Annotated in this window: 12 protein-coding genes and 1 riboswitch; of the genes, 5 read left to right on the top strand and 7 right to left on the bottom strand. The window is 73.1% G+C overall.

The window, feature by feature from the left end; translation table 11 throughout:
* Positions 1 to 37: 37 nt before the first annotated feature.
* Together OHS82_RS05065 and OHS82_RS05060 are read right to left on the bottom strand one after the other, a co-directional pair.
* Positions 38 to 310, bottom strand: a complete 273-nt coding sequence (locus OHS82_RS05065; RefSeq protein WP_057576749.1) for a DUF397 domain-containing protein — start codon at positions 308 to 310, stop codon at positions 38 to 40.
* Positions 307 to 1182, bottom strand: coding sequence for a helix-turn-helix domain-containing protein (locus OHS82_RS05060; protein ID WP_057576750.1), 876 nt, complete (start codon positions 1180 to 1182; stop codon positions 307 to 309). Before OHS82_RS05060 ends, OHS82_RS05065 begins: the two co-directional genes overlap by 4 nt.
* A 310-nt stretch (positions 1183 to 1492) precedes the next feature.
* Here OHS82_RS05060 and OHS82_RS05055 point away from each other — a divergent pair, with 310 nt between their 5' ends.
* Positions 1493 to 1930, top strand: coding sequence for an ATP-binding protein (locus OHS82_RS05055; protein WP_057576752.1), 438 nt, complete (start codon positions 1493 to 1495; stop codon positions 1928 to 1930).
* Between the two features lie 44 nt (positions 1931 to 1974).
* On the opposite strand, the gene OHS82_RS05050 is transcribed toward OHS82_RS05055, so the two are convergent.
* A complete protein-coding gene (locus tag OHS82_RS05050; protein ID WP_328436023.1) occupies positions 1975 to 3231 on the bottom strand; it encodes a PP2C family protein-serine/threonine phosphatase in 1257 nt (418 codons plus the stop codon).
* Positions 3232 to 3570: 339 nt separating this feature from the next.
* Here OHS82_RS05050 and ligA point away from each other — a divergent pair, with 339 nt between their 5' ends.
* The 3 genes from ligA to OHS82_RS05035 all read left to right on the top strand — a co-directional run bounded on the left by ligA (position 3571) and on the right by OHS82_RS05035 (position 7069).
* Positions 3571 to 5727: an NAD-dependent DNA ligase LigA gene (ligA, locus tag OHS82_RS05045; RefSeq protein ID WP_328433371.1), complete on the top strand. Its 2157-nt coding sequence runs from the start codon at positions 3571 to 3573 to the stop codon at positions 5725 to 5727.
* A gap of 341 nt (positions 5728 to 6068) precedes the next feature.
* On the top strand, positions 6069 to 6290 hold the full coding sequence (locus OHS82_RS05040) for a CbtB domain-containing protein (protein WP_057576756.1): 222 nt from the start codon (positions 6069 to 6071) through the stop codon (positions 6288 to 6290).
* 20 nt (positions 6291 to 6310) lie between these two features.
* Complete coding sequence (locus tag OHS82_RS05035) at positions 6311 to 7069, top strand: CbtA family protein (RefSeq protein ID WP_057576758.1); 759 nt, start codon at positions 6311 to 6313, stop codon at positions 7067 to 7069.
* Positions 7070 to 7117: 48 nt separating this feature from the next.
* Here the strand turns inward: OHS82_RS05035 and OHS82_RS05030 are convergent, their stop codons facing one another.
* The 4 genes from OHS82_RS05030 to OHS82_RS05015 all read right to left on the bottom strand — a co-directional run bounded on the left by OHS82_RS05030 (position 7118) and on the right by OHS82_RS05015 (position 10869).
* On the bottom strand, positions 7118 to 7699 hold the full coding sequence (locus tag OHS82_RS05030) for a histidine phosphatase family protein (RefSeq protein ID WP_057576760.1): 582 nt from the start codon (positions 7697 to 7699) through the stop codon (positions 7118 to 7120).
* A gap of 136 nt (positions 7700 to 7835) precedes the next feature.
* The gene (locus OHS82_RS05025) at positions 7836 to 8756 is read right to left on the bottom strand and encodes an ABC transporter ATP-binding protein (protein ID WP_443041980.1); all 921 of its coding nucleotides are present in this window, start codon (positions 8754 to 8756) and stop codon (positions 7836 to 7838) included.
* Positions 8753 to 9811 carry a FecCD family ABC transporter permease gene (locus tag OHS82_RS05020; RefSeq protein ID WP_328433370.1) on the bottom strand — a complete coding sequence of 353 codons (1059 nt, stop codon included), beginning with the start codon at positions 9809 to 9811 and terminating at the stop codon, positions 8753 to 8755. The genes OHS82_RS05025 and OHS82_RS05020 overlap by 4 nt, the downstream gene beginning before the upstream one ends.
* Positions 9808 to 10869: an ABC transporter substrate-binding protein gene (locus tag OHS82_RS05015; RefSeq protein WP_057576764.1), complete on the bottom strand. Its 1062-nt coding sequence runs from the start codon at positions 10867 to 10869 to the stop codon at positions 9808 to 9810. The genes OHS82_RS05020 and OHS82_RS05015 overlap by 4 nt, the downstream gene beginning before the upstream one ends.
* 90 nt (positions 10870 to 10959) lie before the next feature.
* Positions 10960 to 11086: riboswitch (cobalamin riboswitch) on the bottom strand.
* Between the two features lie 382 nt (positions 11087 to 11468).
* Here OHS82_RS05015 and OHS82_RS05010 point away from each other — a divergent pair.
* A complete protein-coding gene (locus OHS82_RS05010; RefSeq protein ID WP_057576997.1) occupies positions 11469 to 14174 on the top strand; it encodes a protein kinase domain-containing protein in 2706 nt (901 codons plus the stop codon).
* Positions 14175 to 14185: the final 11 nt, after the last annotated feature.

Below are 14185 nucleotides of genomic sequence, written 5' to 3'. Positions count from 1 at the left end.
CGGTGGGCGGACGCCTCGCGCCGTCCGTGCCCGGGTCTCAGCCGGCCGTGAGATGGTCGGCGAGGCCCCGTTTGACGCCCGCGACGAACGCGGCGATCTCCTCGGGGGTGTAGATCAGCGCGGGGCCGCCGGGATCGGTCGACTGCCTCATCGCCACCCGTCCGTCGGCCAGTTGCTTCGTCTGCACGCACTGGCCGCCGTTGGGGCCGCTCCACGGGGACTCCCAGCCGTGCTCGCCGAGGTCGGCGGCGGGCATCCCGTTGTAGACGTGGTGGTGGGCACGGCCCTCGATGCCCTGGGCGCCGGTCATGAGTACTCCTTGCGCATCCGGTTCAGGAGTGCCCTGCTGTCGTGGTCCGAGGTCAGCAGGGACATGCGGTTGTGCGCCTCCAGATGGGCGGCGACATCGGAGCGCTGGTCCAGATAGACGGCGCCGGAGAGGATCTCGGTGTAGACGATGTCGGGCAGTTCCGGCTCCTCGAACCGGAAGTAGGTGAACGGGGCGCACGCGCCGACGTGGGCGCCGGCCGCGAACGGCACGACGTCGACGCTGACGTGCTCCTGTTCCGACATCTCGAGCAGCCGGTCGATCTGCTCGCGCATCACCTCGGCGTCGCCCACCACCCGGTGCAGCACGGCCTCCTCCAGCACCACCCACAGTGTGGGCGCGTCGGATCTCTCCAGCAGGCTCTGGCGGCGCAGCCGCAGGTCGACGCGGCGCCGCAGGTCGTCGTCCCGGTCGTTCGGGAAGCCGCCGCTCAGGACCGCGCGCGCGTAACGCGCGGTCTGCAGCAGCCCGGTGACGTAGTGGGGCTCGTAGGCGCGCAGGGTACGGGCCGCGGTCTCCAGGCTGACGTAGGCGCTGAACCAGCTCGGCAGCACATCGCGGTAGGGGTGCCACCAGCCCGGCTCGTTGGCCCGCTCGGCGAGACCGACGAACTCCTCGATCTCCTGCCGGCCGGCCCCGTACGTCTCCAGCAGGATCTCCACGTAGAGGGGCCGCAGTCCGACCTCCGCCTTCTCCAGGCGTCGTACGGTCAGCGGCTTGACCCGCAGGGCCCGGGCCGCGTCCTCCAGGGAGACGCCCGCGTGCTGGCGCCGCTCCTGCAGTCGCCGGCCGAGGATCATGCGCAGCACGGTGGGCGCACTGGGGCTGCCCGCGCCCGAACGGCCTTCGCTCACGCCTACCTCCTGGGGAGAGACACCGCCGCGAGTCTGGCAGCGGCATACTGAAGCGGCCAGACGGATATCGGCTTGCTGAAATTATCAGGCAGTCGGTTGCAGCTTGAACTTCGTTGCGAGCATAGTTACTTGTGTGAAGCGCGCCGCCGAACTCGAGCGTTCCCCCGTCAAGCTCCGCCATCCCCGCGTGAGTTGGCTCGCTCGACAGTTCACCGGCGCAGGGCCCGTCCACAACGTCCCCTTCTTCCGGGCCCTTTGCTCACCTTCCCCGGCCTCTGGCTGCTCCCGTCCCCCACGGAAGGCGACCACCGTGTCCCCCCACGCGACCTCCCCCCAGTTCTTAGACACCTGGAGCCCGGACCGGACGCACTGGCTCGAACTTCCCGCGCACCGCTCCAGCGTGTCCATCGCCCGCCGCTCCATGACCATGTGGCTGACCGCGTGGCGGTTGCCGGGCGAGGTGTGCGCGGACGCCGCCCTGCTCGTCTCGGAACTGGCCACCAACGCCGTACGGCACACCCTCGGCACCCGGTTCCTGTGCGGGGTCGGCCTCGTCACCGAGGGATGCCTGCGTCTGGAGGTGCACGACCACGACCGCACGGGCCGCGGCCTGCCGCGCTGCGAACCCGGCCCCGACGACGAGGGCGGCCGCGGCCTGCTCCTCGTGGAGCAGCTGTCCCAGTCCTGGGGTGTGGACCGGTCCACACTCACCGGCGGCAACGCGGTGTGGGCGACCCTGGCGGACTGAGCGCACACCTCGGGCGCGGCTGCTTCCTGGCGTTCGGCCGGGCGTCAGCGACCCGAGGGCGTCAGTTCGGCGAGCAGCAGGGTGCGGTCGTCGGCTCCGGCCGTGCCCGACGCTGCGTGCAGGAGCCGTCGGCACAGGGACGGCAGCGCGTCCTGCGCGGCGCCGTCCACGGGTTCGGCGACGGCCGCGTCCACGGTGCGCGCCAGGCGGGTGATCTCGTGGTCGATGTCGGCGTCGCGGGACTCGACCAGACCGTCGCTGTAGAGGACCAGCAGGGAGGGGTCGGGCACGCTCAGCACGGTCTCCTCGTAGCTGCCCGCGCCAAGTCCGAGGGGCAGACCCGCCCCGGCCAGCGCGACGGGCGCGGTCCGGCCCCGCGGGCCGCGCAGCAGTGGGGGAGGATGGCCGGCCCCCACCAGGGTGCAGGTGCGCCGCCGGGCGTCCCACTCGGCGTAGATGCAGGTGGCGAAGGAGACCCCGGGGGAGTCCCCGGCGAGCGCGTCGAGTCGTCCCACGAGGTCGGCCGCGGGGATGTCCAGTGCCGCCAGGGTCCGCACGGCGGTGCGGAGTTGGATCATCGCGACGGCGGACTCGGGACCGTGTCCCATCGCGTCCCCGACGATCAGACTGACCCGGTCGCCGGGCCGCCGCAACACGTCGGACCAGTCGCCGCCGACGAGATTGCCGTGCCCGGCCGGCAGACAGCCGTGGGCGGCGCGGCAGCCTCCGAACTCCTCGGCGGCGCCGGACGGCAGGCTGTTGCGGATGGCGAGCGCGGTGCGCCGCTCACGCTCGTACCGGCGCGCGTTGTCCAGGGCGACGGCGGTCCGTGCGGCCAGCGCCTCCACGGCGGCCACGTCGGCCGTGCCGAACGCCGGCCGGCCCGGTCCCCGCGTGCAGTTGACGAAGCCGATGGGCTTGTCCCGCAGTCGCAGCGGGACCACCAGGAACGACGTCACGCGCAGCAGGTCGCCGGCGCGCGCGTCGCCGCCGCGCGGACCGGCGAGCCGCCCGGACGTGTGCGGGTCCACCGCGTCGAGCACCCGCGCCTGTCCGTCGGCGAGGACGCGGGCGTAGGGCGTCCGGCGGGAGTGGGCGACCATCTCGCCCACCGGCAACGCGGCCTCCCAGTCCGCCAGCGCGCCGGGCCCGACGCGCAGCGCCGTCCGGCGCACCTCGACCCGGGGCGCGTCCGCGCGGACGCGCGCGTTCTCCTCCAGACGCCAGCGCTCCAGCAGGTACACCGAGGCCGCGTCGCAGAACCCGGGGGTCAGCGCGTGCACCAGATGGTCGGAGGTCATCCGCAGGTCGAGTTCCGTGCCGATGACGTCGGCGGCGGGCGAGAACGCCGACCGGCGGGGGGAGGGCAGGGCGGCGGACGGGTCGGGGGTGGCGCTGTGCGGTTCGTTCCGCAGGGTCGTGCCTTTCCAGTGGGGGCTCCGGCCGCGCGACGGGGAAGGGGAGCCGCCACGCACCCTGACTCACTCTATGATGATGCGTCAAATGCGCTGGTCCCAAGTCCAGTTGCGAAGATCGCTGACGCACGGCCGGCCATCGCAGGCACCGGTCCGCGCCTCCCGGGGGCGGCCGCGGCAGCGGCGCTCCAGGGCGTTGTCAGTGGTGGCGGGCAGGATGCCTGCATGACAACACGTGGTGCAGTGATCGGGGACGCCGCCGCCTACGCGCAGGCGGTCGAGGACGCGGTGAAGGCGTCGGCGGCGTACTACGCGGCCGGCACGTCGGGGCTCGACGACGACGACTACGACCGGCTGGTGCGGTCCATCGCGGCCTGGGAGGCCGAGCACCCGGAGCAGACGCTGGCCGACTCGCCGACGGGGAAGGTCGCCGGCGGGGCCGTGGTGGGCGACGTCCCGCACACGGTGGCGATGCTGAGCCTGGACAACGTGTTCTCGCCCGAGGAGTTCACGGCGTGGACCGTCTCGCTGACCAGACGCATCGGCCGCGAGGTCACCCGGTTCAGCGTGGAGCCCAAGCTCGACGGGCTGGCGATCGCGGCCCGCTACCGGCAGGGCCGGCTGACACAGCTCGTCACCCGCGGCGACGGGACGGCCGGGGAGGACGTCTCGCACGCGATCGGCACCGTGGAGGGTCTGCCGGCCGAACTGGCGCAGCCGCTCACGGTGGAGGTGCGCGGCGAAGTCCTCATGACGAACGCCCAGTTCGAGCACGCCAACGAGGTGCGCACCGCGCACGGCGGAGCACCGTTCGCCAACCCCCGCAACGCCGCCGCGGGCACCCTGCGCGCCAGGGAACGCGCCTACACCGTCCCGATGACGTTCTTCGGCTACGGCCTGCTGCCTCTCGCCGACAGCGACCCGGCACTCGCCGAGCGTCTGCGGGAGAGCGCGCACAGCGACCTCATGACCGAGGCCGCGGCGCTGGGCGTGAACACCACGGCCGCCACCGCCGTGCCCGGCATCACCGCGGCCACCGTCGACGAGGTCCTGACCCGGGTCGAGGAGACGGCCGCGCTGCGCGCCGCGCTGCCGTTCGGGATCGACGGGATCGTCGTCAAGGCCGACCTGGCCGCCGACCAGGCGGCGGCCGGATCCGGTTCACGGGCCCCGCGCTGGGCGATCGCCTTCAAGCTGCGGGCCGTGGAGAAGATCACCCGACTGTTGGCGGTGGAGTGGAACGTGGGCCGCACCGGCGTCATCGCGCCGCGCGCCGTCCTGGAGCCGGTGGAGATCGAGGGCTCCACCATCACCTACGCCACCCTGCACAACCCGGCCGACATCACCCGCCGGGACCTGCGCCTCGGCGACCGGGTCATGGTCCACCGGGCCGGTGACGTCATCCCGCGCATCGAGGCGCCCGTCGCCCATCTGCGCACCGGGGAGGAGCAGCCCATCCTGTTCCCCGAGACGTGTCCGCGGTGCGGGTCGGGCATCGACACCAGCGAGCAGCGCTGGCGCTGCGAGAACGGCCGCAACTGCCATCTCGTCGCCTCCCTGTCCTACGCGGCCGGGCGCGACCAGCTCGACATCGAGGGCCTCGGCCACACCCGGGTCGTCCAGCTCGTCGACGCCGGACTGGTCGCGGACCTCGCCGACCTCTTCACCCTGACCCGGGACCAGCTGCTGGGCCTCGAGCGGATGGGGGAGACCAGCACCGACAACCTGCTGGCCGCGCTCGCCGCCGCCAGGGCGCAGCCGCTGTCGCGGGTGCTGTGCGCGCTGGGCGTGCGCGGCACCGGCCGTTCGATGTCGCGGCGCATCGCCCGGCACTTCGCCACCATGGACCATCTCCGCGCCGCCGACGCCGAGGGGATCCGGCAGGTCGAGGGCATCGGCGTCGAGAAGGCCCCGTCGATCGTCGCCGAACTCGCCGAACTGGCCCCGCTCATCGACAAACTCGTCGCGGCCGGGGTGAACATGACCGAACCGGGCGCCACCCCGCCCGTGCCCCGCACAGCCGCGGCAGCCGACGAGGGCGAAGACGACGGCACGAAAGACACGGAAGGCATGCAAGGCGCGGAAGGCGCCGACGCGGCGGGCGGTCCGCTGGCCGGGATGACCGTGGTCGTCACCGGCGCGATGACCGGAGCGCTGGAGAAGCTGAGCCGCAATCAGATGAACGAACTCATCGAACGGGCCGGCGGCCGCTCCTCCTCCAGCGTCTCCGGGAAGACCTCTCTCGTGGTGGCCGGGGAGGGCGCCGGGTCCAAGCGCGCCAAGGCCGAGGCCCTCGGCGTCCGCCTCGCCGCCCCCGACGAGTTCGCCGCCCTGGTCGCCGGCCTCCTCGACCCGTCCGCCGGCATCAGTCCGTCGCCGTGACGGTCACCGCGGCAGCCGTCCGACGCTCGCGGTCCGGCGATCGCCACACGATCAGCACCCGCTCTGCCCTCCGGTCAGCACCCGATCCTGCCGGTGATCCGCACCACTTGGCCGCTGCGAGCGACATCACGGCAGGCGGTGCGGTATTGGCCGAGCGGGCGACACGCGGTACCGTCGCTCTGATATCGACGACGTCAGCACGGAAGCCGGTGGAAATCCGGCACGGTCGCGCCACTGTGAACGGTGCGCTCCTCCTCGAGGGGCACATCAAGAGTCAGACCCGGAGCCGTCGTCCTGTGCACCACCGAGATGGGACGCGAACTCCCAGAGGAGGCCCTGCCATGGCGCAGCATGTCGCCCAGCCGACCCCCACCACCCCTGTGGTACCCGCCAAGTTGCCGCTGAAGGACATCGCCCCCTGGGCCGTCTTCTTCGGCGTCCTGATGCTGGTCCTGCTCTACTTCGTCGGCGCCGAACAGGGCGCCACCTCCGTCGTCTCCGGCGAGGGAGTCCACGAGTGGGTGCACGACGCACGCCACCTTCTCGGCTTCCCCTGCCACTGACGAGGGACGCCGCGCACTCGATGAACTCCGCAACGGTAAGAAACCTGCTCGTCCGCGGCATGCTCGCCGGCCTCGCGGCCGGCGTGCTCGCCCTGGTCGTCGCCTACTTCCTCGGTGAGCCGAACGTCGACGGCGCGATCGGCTTCGAGGAGTCCCACGCGCCCGCGCACGAGCACGAGGTCGAACTCGTCTCCCGCAGCCTCCAGTCCACCGCGGGCCTCGCCACCGGCGTCCTGGTGTACGGGGTCGCCTTCGGCGGCATCGCCGCCCTGGCGTACTGCTTCGCGCTCGGCCGCGTCGGCCGCTTCAGCCCCCGGGCCACGGCGCTCCTGCTCTCGGGAGCGGCGCTGCTCACCGTGTACGTCGTCCCGTTCCTCAAGTACCCGGCCAATCCGCCCGCGGTCGGTGACCACGACACCATCGCCAAGCGGACCACCCTGTACTTCCTGATGATGGTGCTCGGCGTGCTCCTCGCGGTCGCCGCCGTGATCGCGGGCAAACGGCTCGCACCGGGACTGGGAGCCTGGTACGCCACGGTCGTCGCCGTTCTCGGCTTCACCGTCGTGATCGGGCTGGCCTACGCGTTCCTGCCCTCCGTCAACGAGGTGCCGACGGACTTCCCGGCGGCCCTGCTGTGGCGGTTCCGGCTCTCCTCGCTCGCCTTGCAGATCACGATGTGGGCAGGCTTCGGCCTCGTCTTCGGGGAACTGGCCGAACGGCTGCTGAACCCGAAGCCCGCCGCGATCCCCGCGGGGACGGCGGTGACCGCCTCGCGGTGAGCCGCGGACTCCGTCCCGGAGACCGACGACGATCGGGCGGACACGGCCTCAGGCCGCGTCCGCCCGATCCAGTGGAAGTCCCAGCCGCAGGTTCCAGCGTCCGCCGCGCCCGCTGAGGGAGGTCGCCGTCAACGGCGGCACGTCCAGCCGCCAGAAGGCCGTGGCGGACGCCCCCAGCACATGCACCACCGCGGCCCGTACGATCTCCGGCTCGACGACGGCCACGATGCGTCCCTCGTCGTCCGCAGCCCTCTCCAGCCAGCCGGCCACCCGGTCGCACAGATCCCGCACGGACTCGCCGCCGTGCGGCGCCGACCCGGGATCGGCGAGCCAGCGGGCCACCGCCTCCGGCTCGGCGGCGCCGACCTCGGCGAGCGTCAGGCCCCGCCACCGGCCCACCCCCAGACCCGCCAGCTCCGCCGTCTCCAGCGCGTCGAGACCGAGGGCTGCCGCCGTCTCACCGCACCGCACACCGGGCGAGACGAGGACCCGCGCGGCTGCGGGCAGGGTCCCGGCCGCGGCGCGGGCGAGCGCCGCCCCGGCGGCGTCGATCGAGGCCCCGTCGTCGAAACGGGCCTGCCGCAGCGACGAACTCGTCGCGGGCGAGACGAGTACGACCCGGATGGTCACGTGGCGGCTCCTTCTGGTGAGGTCATCAACGTAGGGTCTCCCGGTGCGGAGCGCGAGGACGTGGTCGCGCCGAGGAGGTGTCGCGCAGGACGTGGTCGTGCGCAGGGACGGCGACGCCGCGCCCCGCGACAGACGGTCAGAGCGCCGGCCGCCGGTCGTTGCACGCCGCCCGGCCGTCCCTCGTGCCACTGCCCCCGCTCCGCCCCTGGCAGTCCTGCGGCTCCCCGTCCTGCGGCTCCCCGCCCTGGTGCTCCCCGTTCCGTCCGGCGGGCAGGGCGCCCAGGAAGCGTATGTGCGGGCGGCCGTCGGGGCCGTCGCGTGTGAGGCTGGCCCGCACCCCGTAGACGTCGGCGATCAGCGCCTCGGTGAGCACCTCCTGGGGTGTGCCGCCGGCCACCGCCCTGCCCTGCTTGAGGACGACGACCCGGTCGCAGTACATCGCGGCCAGGTTCAGATCGTGCAGTGCGACGACACTGGTCACGCCGAGCTCGGTGATCAGGTCCAGCAGCGCGAGCTGGTGCTGGATGTCGAGGTGGTTGGTGGGCTCGTCCAGCAGCAGCTCCCGCGGCTGCTGGGCGAGCGCGCGGGCGACCTGCACACGCTGGCGTTCGCCTCCGGAGAGGGTGTGCCACAGACGGCCGGCCTTGTCGCCGAGGCCGGTCCGCTCCAGTGCGGAACGGACCGCGGCCTCGTCCTCGACCGAGGCGGCGCCCCAGGCCCGACGATGCGGGACACGGCCCAGGCGCACGACGTCCAGAACGCTCAACGCGACCTGGGCGTCTGCCTGTTGCTCGACGACGGCGATGCGCCGGGCGACCGCCCGCCGGCCGACCTGCGCCAGCGGGCGGCCGTCGAGGGTGACGACGCCCGAGGCGGGGGCGAGGACACCGGCGAGCAGACGCAGCAGCGTGGACTTGCCGGAACCGTTCGGGCCGAGCAGGCCGGTGACGGTCCCCGGGCGCAGTGTGAGGTCGACCCCGTCCAGGATCAGCGAGCCGCCCGCCGCGTAGGCGAGGCGGTCGCCGCGCAGACCGGAGTCCTCGGCGGTCCCGGTCATCGCGCGCTCCTGGTCCGGTACAGCACGAGGACGAACGCGGGGACGCCGATCAGCGAGGTCACCACGCCCACCGGCACCTCCTGCGGGTCCAGGACGGTGCGGGCGAGGGTGTCCACCCACACCAGGAACACCGCCCCCGCCAGCGCGGTGGCCGGCAACAGCCTGGTGTGCCCGGGACCGGTCAGGGCCCGGGCCGCGTGCGGGAGCACGAGGCCCACGAAGCCGATCGCCCCCGCCGAGCTGACCAGAGTGGCCGTCAGCAGGGCGGTGACGCACAGCAGGACCAGCCGGGTGCGGGCCACGTGCACGCCCAGCGACGCGGCGGCGTCCTGCCCGAACGCGAAGGCGTCCAGGGTCGTCGCGTACCCCGTGCACACCACCAGCACCGCGGCCAGCACCGCGAGCCCCAGGCCCACGTCCGCCCAGTCGGCCCCGCTGAGCGAGCCGAGCAGCCAGAACAGGACCCCGCGGGTGGTCTCCGCGTCGGCGGTCGTCATGACGACGAACGAGGTGAGCGCCGAGAACATCTGCATGGCCGCCACCCCGGCGAGCACCACCCGGTCCGTGGCGCCGCCCAGTGTGTGACTGAGCAGCAGCACCAGCGCGAAGGAGACCGCCGCACCGAGGAACGCGCCGCCGGACACCGACAGGGCCCCGCCGCCCGCCCCCAGCACGACCACCACGACCGCGCCCGTCGAGGCGCCGGAGGAGATCCCGAGGACGAACGGGTCGGCGAGCGGGTTGCGCAGCAGGGACTGCATCACCGCGCCGCACACGGCGAGGCCGGCGCCGCACACCGCGGCCAGCAGGGTGCGCGGCAGCCGCAGATTCCACACGATGCCGTCTCTCAGCGGCGTCAACCCGGCCTCGCCGATGCCGAGATGGGCGGCCACCGTGGACCACACGTCTGCGACCGCGATGTCCGCTGGGCCGATGGTGATCGCCACGGCGACGGACGCGCACAGCAGGGCGAGACCGGCCGCCCACAGCAGCACGTGCCGCAGCCCCCGCGCCGCCGTCGCGGGCGCGGCGGCCGCCGGGCCCGCGGCGCTCATCCCGCGAGGCCGTACGCGCGCAGTGCCGCCGCCACCTTCTCCACTCCCTCGACCGTGCGCACGGTCGGGTTCATCGCCTGCCCGGACAGGAGCACATACCGCTTCTTCCGCACCGCGGTCATGTTCCTCGTGACCGGGTCGTTCTCCAGGAACGCGATCTTCTTGGCCGCGGTCTCGGCCGTCTGCTGCCTACGGGTCAGATCGCCGATGACGAGGACGTCCGGGTCGCGGTCGGCGACCGTCTCCCAGTTGACCTGCGGCCACTCCTCCTCGGTGTCGTCGAAGACGTTCTTCGCGCCGAGTTCGCGGGTGATGACGCCGGGGGCGCCGCAGCAGCCGGCCAGGTAGGGGGACTGGGAGTTGGCGAACCAGTACAGGAGGGTGACGTTCTCGGCGTCGAGGCCCGAAGCGGCCCGGGCGATCCGGGACTCGAGGTCGGCCACCAGTTCCTCCCCCCGCTTCTCGACCCCGAAGACCCGTGCCAGGTCGCGTACTTCGCCGTAGACCGTGTCCATGGTCAGCGGCTCGGTGCGGACGCCGTCGCCGCCGCCGCTGTTGTCCTTGCCGGCGCAGTCGGAGGGAGAGAGATAGGTCGGGACCCCGAGCTTCTCGAACTGGGCGCGGGTGGCCACCCCGCCGGTGCCGAGCGTGGAGGCGAACGAGGCGGCCACGAAGTCGGGTTCGGCGTCCAGGACCTTCTCGAAGGAGGGCGCGTTGTCGGCCAGCCGCTTCACCCGGGCGTCGGCCTTCTCGAGGCTCTTGGGCAGCGGGTCGGTCCAGGTGGCGGTGCCCGCCATCCGGTCGGCGAGCCCGAGGGAGAGCATGATCTCCGTGGTGCCCTGGTTCAGGGAGACCGCCCGACGAGGGGGCGTCTCGATCCGGACCCGCTGTCCGCAGTTGTCCAGAGTGACCGTACGGCCGGCCGCGTCGCTGCCGGCGGAACCGTCCGCGGAGGAGCCGGAAGAGCCGGCGGGAGCGGCGGAGCCGCCGCAGCCGGTCGACAGGAGGGCGCCCGCCAGGAACAGCACGGCAGAGCGGACGGGACGTGCGAACGGCACGGAGTTTCCTTCGGCGTCGAGGGCTCAAGCGCGAAGCCCGGTCGTACGGTGCGCTCCTCCGGCCGGTCTGCGACACCGGAGGCCGCCAGCAGGTCTTCGGACTCGGGGTCACCCGGGCGAGGCGCCTTCCCGGAGCGCATGCGCGTTCCAGTGGCCGAAAGCCCCGCCCGTCGCCCTTACCGCTGCGCGTCAGCTCCGGAGTCCCACCGGATTCCCTGACCCCTGCGCGCCCGGGGGCGCACACGAGTACGACTGGCCTCGGCAAGCTACCACAGGCGTCGAGGGCGCCGGCGGGGGTGACCTTCGGCACATCGGAGGTCTCGGGCCCGCAAGGTGCATTCATCGTGCACTTGTTGCTCATCGTGCACTGTTCCCGCAGGGAAAGCACGTGTCACCCGATCTCTGACATGACGTCACATGGACGTGGGGGAACCGGAGGACGACCGGGCACTTACTTCCAGGTGCGTGGACCCGCGTACGAGGACGCACTCCTGTCCGCCGTTCCAGCGCCTAGTCTGTGGTCCGGACCCCACCGGGCCTTCCCCCGCAGCGTGGGCGGGATCTCCGCCCGTCACCACCGAGAACAGGCGGCCGAGGGCATGCAGCCACTGCGTCCAGAAGACCCCGAGCAGCTCGGGCCCTACCGGCTCGTGGCCCGGCTCGGTGCAGGCGGCATGGGCCGGGTCTATCTGGCGCGGTCCTCGGCCGGCCGCGTCGTCGCGGTCAAGGTGATCCGTCCCGAGATGGCGGACGACGACAACTTCCGGATCCGGTTCCGGCGCGAGGTGGCGGCAGCGGCGGCGGTCGGCGGCCCCTACACGGCACACGTCGTGGACGCCGCGCCCGACGACGAGACGCCCTGGCTCGCCACCGACCACGTACCCGGCCCCACCCTGGCCGAGGCGGTCGCCGCGCACGGGCCGCTGCCGGTGGAGACGGTCCTCGCACTGGGCGCGGGCATCGCCGAGGCGCTGACCGCGGTGCACGCCGAAGGGCTCGTGCACCGTGACCTGAAACCGTCCAACGTGCTGCTCGCGGCGGACGGCCCGCGGGTCATCGACTTCGGCATCGTGCGCGCCCGTGACGGTTATGAACTCACCGGTTCGGGGACCCTGTTCGGTTCTCTCGACTACATGTGCCCGGAGCAGGCCACCGGGGATCCGATGGGCCCGGAGGGCGACGTCTTCTGCCTCGGCTCGGTGCTCGCGTTCGCCGCGTCCGGACGCTCGCCGTTCGGCGGGGCGGTGGGCGCGGCGCAGCTCTACCAGGTGGCCCACGGGTCGCCGGACCTGAGCCTGGTGCCCGAACCACTGGACAAGATCATCAGTCTCTGTCACGCCAAGGACCCGGTCCTGAGGATCCACCCCGACCGGCTCTCCGCGGCCTGTGCTCCCGGCGGCGCCGAACAGGTGCTGACGGAGGGCTGGTTGCCGGCGCCCGTGTCCGCCATGGTCGACGCCCACCGGGCGGCCGTGCGGGACCTGGACCGCCTCGCACCGCCGGACAGGGTCCCGGGCCCCGGAGCCTTCGCGCCGCCTCTGCGAGAGCCGGCCGCGGAGCCCGTCGTCGGGCCGCCCGAGCCTGCCGGGCGGAGGCCCGCCCACCCGACCGTCGACCGGCCGAAGTGCGGCGCTCCCGAAAGCGAAAGCGAAAGCGAAAGCGATACCGAAACCGGAGCCGGAGTCGGAGGCGACGGCGAAGGCCGCAGCGGAAGCGGAAGCGGAAGCGGATACGGAAACAGGGGCCGCGGCGAGGGCACCGGAGCCGTCGGCGGCGCGAGACCCTCCGCGGTGCTGCCGGGAGCCGAGTCGTTCGCCTCACCGGACGAGCCGGACCGGGCACGGCCCCGGGCGCGGACGCTCACCCGGGCCGGGTCACGGGCCGGGGCCCGAGCCCAGTCGCAGGCCCGAGCCCAGGCAGAGGCGCCGGCCCGGGCGGAAACCCAGGCCGAGGTCCTGTCGGCGGACCAGGCCGAAGACCGGTCCGAGGCACGGGCGCAGGCGCCGGAACCGGCCAAGGGGCGGACACCCGCGCCGGGTTCGACGCTTGCCAAGAAGCTCACGGGTCTCCAGGCGGTGCGCGACACGTTGCCGCAAACGGCGTCGAAACGTTCCGCCGCGCCCGCGCACCACCGTGCCCCCGCACGCTCCGGAGTCGCCCGGCGCACGGTCCTGGCCGCGACCGCCGGGGTGGCCCTGGTCGGGGGAGCGGCACTCGCCGTCCGCGGAACGCCGGGCGCGCAGACGGCGCGTCCGCTCGGCCGGGCGCCCGAGCCGACCTGGGTGTACCGGGGCGGACCGCTGCTGCAGGCCCCGGCGGTCTTCCACGACGGCACAGCCCTGCTGAAGACCCGTCCGGGTGACATGATCGGCCTGGACGTGAGGAACGGCTCGCGGCCCCGCTGGGTGTACCAGGGCATCAGCCTCTCGCCCGGACCCGTCCTGTTGATCCACGGCGCGGCGGTCGCGCTGGGCGCGGGCGCGACGGTGATCGGAGTGGACCCTGTCGGCGGCGCGGAGCAGTTCACCCTCGACTTCGGCGAGGACTACCGGTTCGACCAGTTGCTCGGCGGCTACGACGACCACAGTGTCTCGGTGCTCGGAGCCAAGCTGCAGCGCCGGCCGGGGGAGCAGGGGGTGGCGACCTCCACCGACTCCGTGTTCAGCGTCGACATCGAGGCGCGGCAGGCCCTCGTCATACCGATCGATCCGCAGGACGTCGGCATCGCGCTGCAGCCCGTCATCACCGACGAGTACTTCGTCTACGCCGACGGACTGCGCAACGTCGCCGTCCGCGGCACCCGTGACGGCGGCAGCCTGCGCTGGAGGCACCAGGTGGGATACGACCTCAGGCCGGGCCTGGCCGTCCTCGGGCAGACCGTGTTCGCCATCGGCTCCGAGCTCATCGCCCTGGAGCTGGCCACCGGCAGGCTCCGGTGGAACGCGAAGGCGGAACGGGGCACGTACGCCTCCCTGGGAGCGGTCGGCAACACCGTCTACGTCACCAGCACGGACCCCTGCGGCGTGCACGCCTTCGACGCGGCGAGCGGCTCCCGGCGCTGGTTCTGCGAGACCCCCCGCCTCGACATGGACAGCCCGGTCGCGGTGGGCGCGCACGCCGTGTACGTGACGGCCTTCGAGAACAAGCACGGCTTCTACGCGATCGACACCGCCTCGGGCCGTCTGCTGTGGAACTTCACCGACGGCCGGGAGACCGGCGTCAACCGGTGGCAGCTCTCCTGCGACGGCGCCGGACACCTGGTGGCCCAGCACTTCGACCGGGTCTACGGACTGCCCGTCACCTGAGGGCGAGGCGA

Origin of the sequence: Streptomyces sp. NBC_00425, from assembly GCF_036030735.1 — a bacterium.
Lineage (GTDB): Bacteria > Actinomycetota > Actinomycetes > Streptomycetales > Streptomycetaceae > Streptomyces.
The sequence above is the reverse complement of the archived record's forward strand: the minus strand, read 5'-3'. Positions and strand labels throughout refer to the sequence as shown.

Coding starts and splice junctions, on each gene's coding strand:
- OHS82_RS05040 (WP_057576756.1), top strand. CDS start 6,069: ATGGCGCAGCATGTCGCCCAGCCGACCCCCACCACCCCTGTGGTACCC.
- OHS82_RS05065 (WP_057576749.1), bottom strand. CDS start 310: ATGACCGGCGCCCAGGGCATCGAGGGCCGTGCCCACCACCACGTCTAC.
- OHS82_RS05010 (WP_057576997.1), top strand. CDS start 11,469: ATGCAGCCACTGCGTCCAGAAGACCCCGAGCAGCTCGGGCCCTACCGG.
- ligA (WP_328433371.1), top strand. CDS start 3,571: ATGACAACACGTGGTGCAGTGATCGGGGACGCCGCCGCCTACGCGCAG.
- OHS82_RS05035 (WP_057576758.1), top strand. CDS start 6,311: ATGAACTCCGCAACGGTAAGAAACCTGCTCGTCCGCGGCATGCTCGCC.
- OHS82_RS05020 (WP_328433370.1), bottom strand. CDS start 9,811: ATGAGCGCCGCGGGCCCGGCGGCCGCCGCGCCCGCGACGGCGGCGCGG.
- OHS82_RS05050 (WP_328436023.1), bottom strand. CDS start 3,231: ATGACCTCCGACCATCTGGTGCACGCGCTGACCCCCGGGTTCTGCGAC.
- OHS82_RS05025 (WP_443041980.1), bottom strand. CDS start 8,756: ATGACCGGGACCGCCGAGGACTCCGGTCTGCGCGGCGACCGCCTCGCC.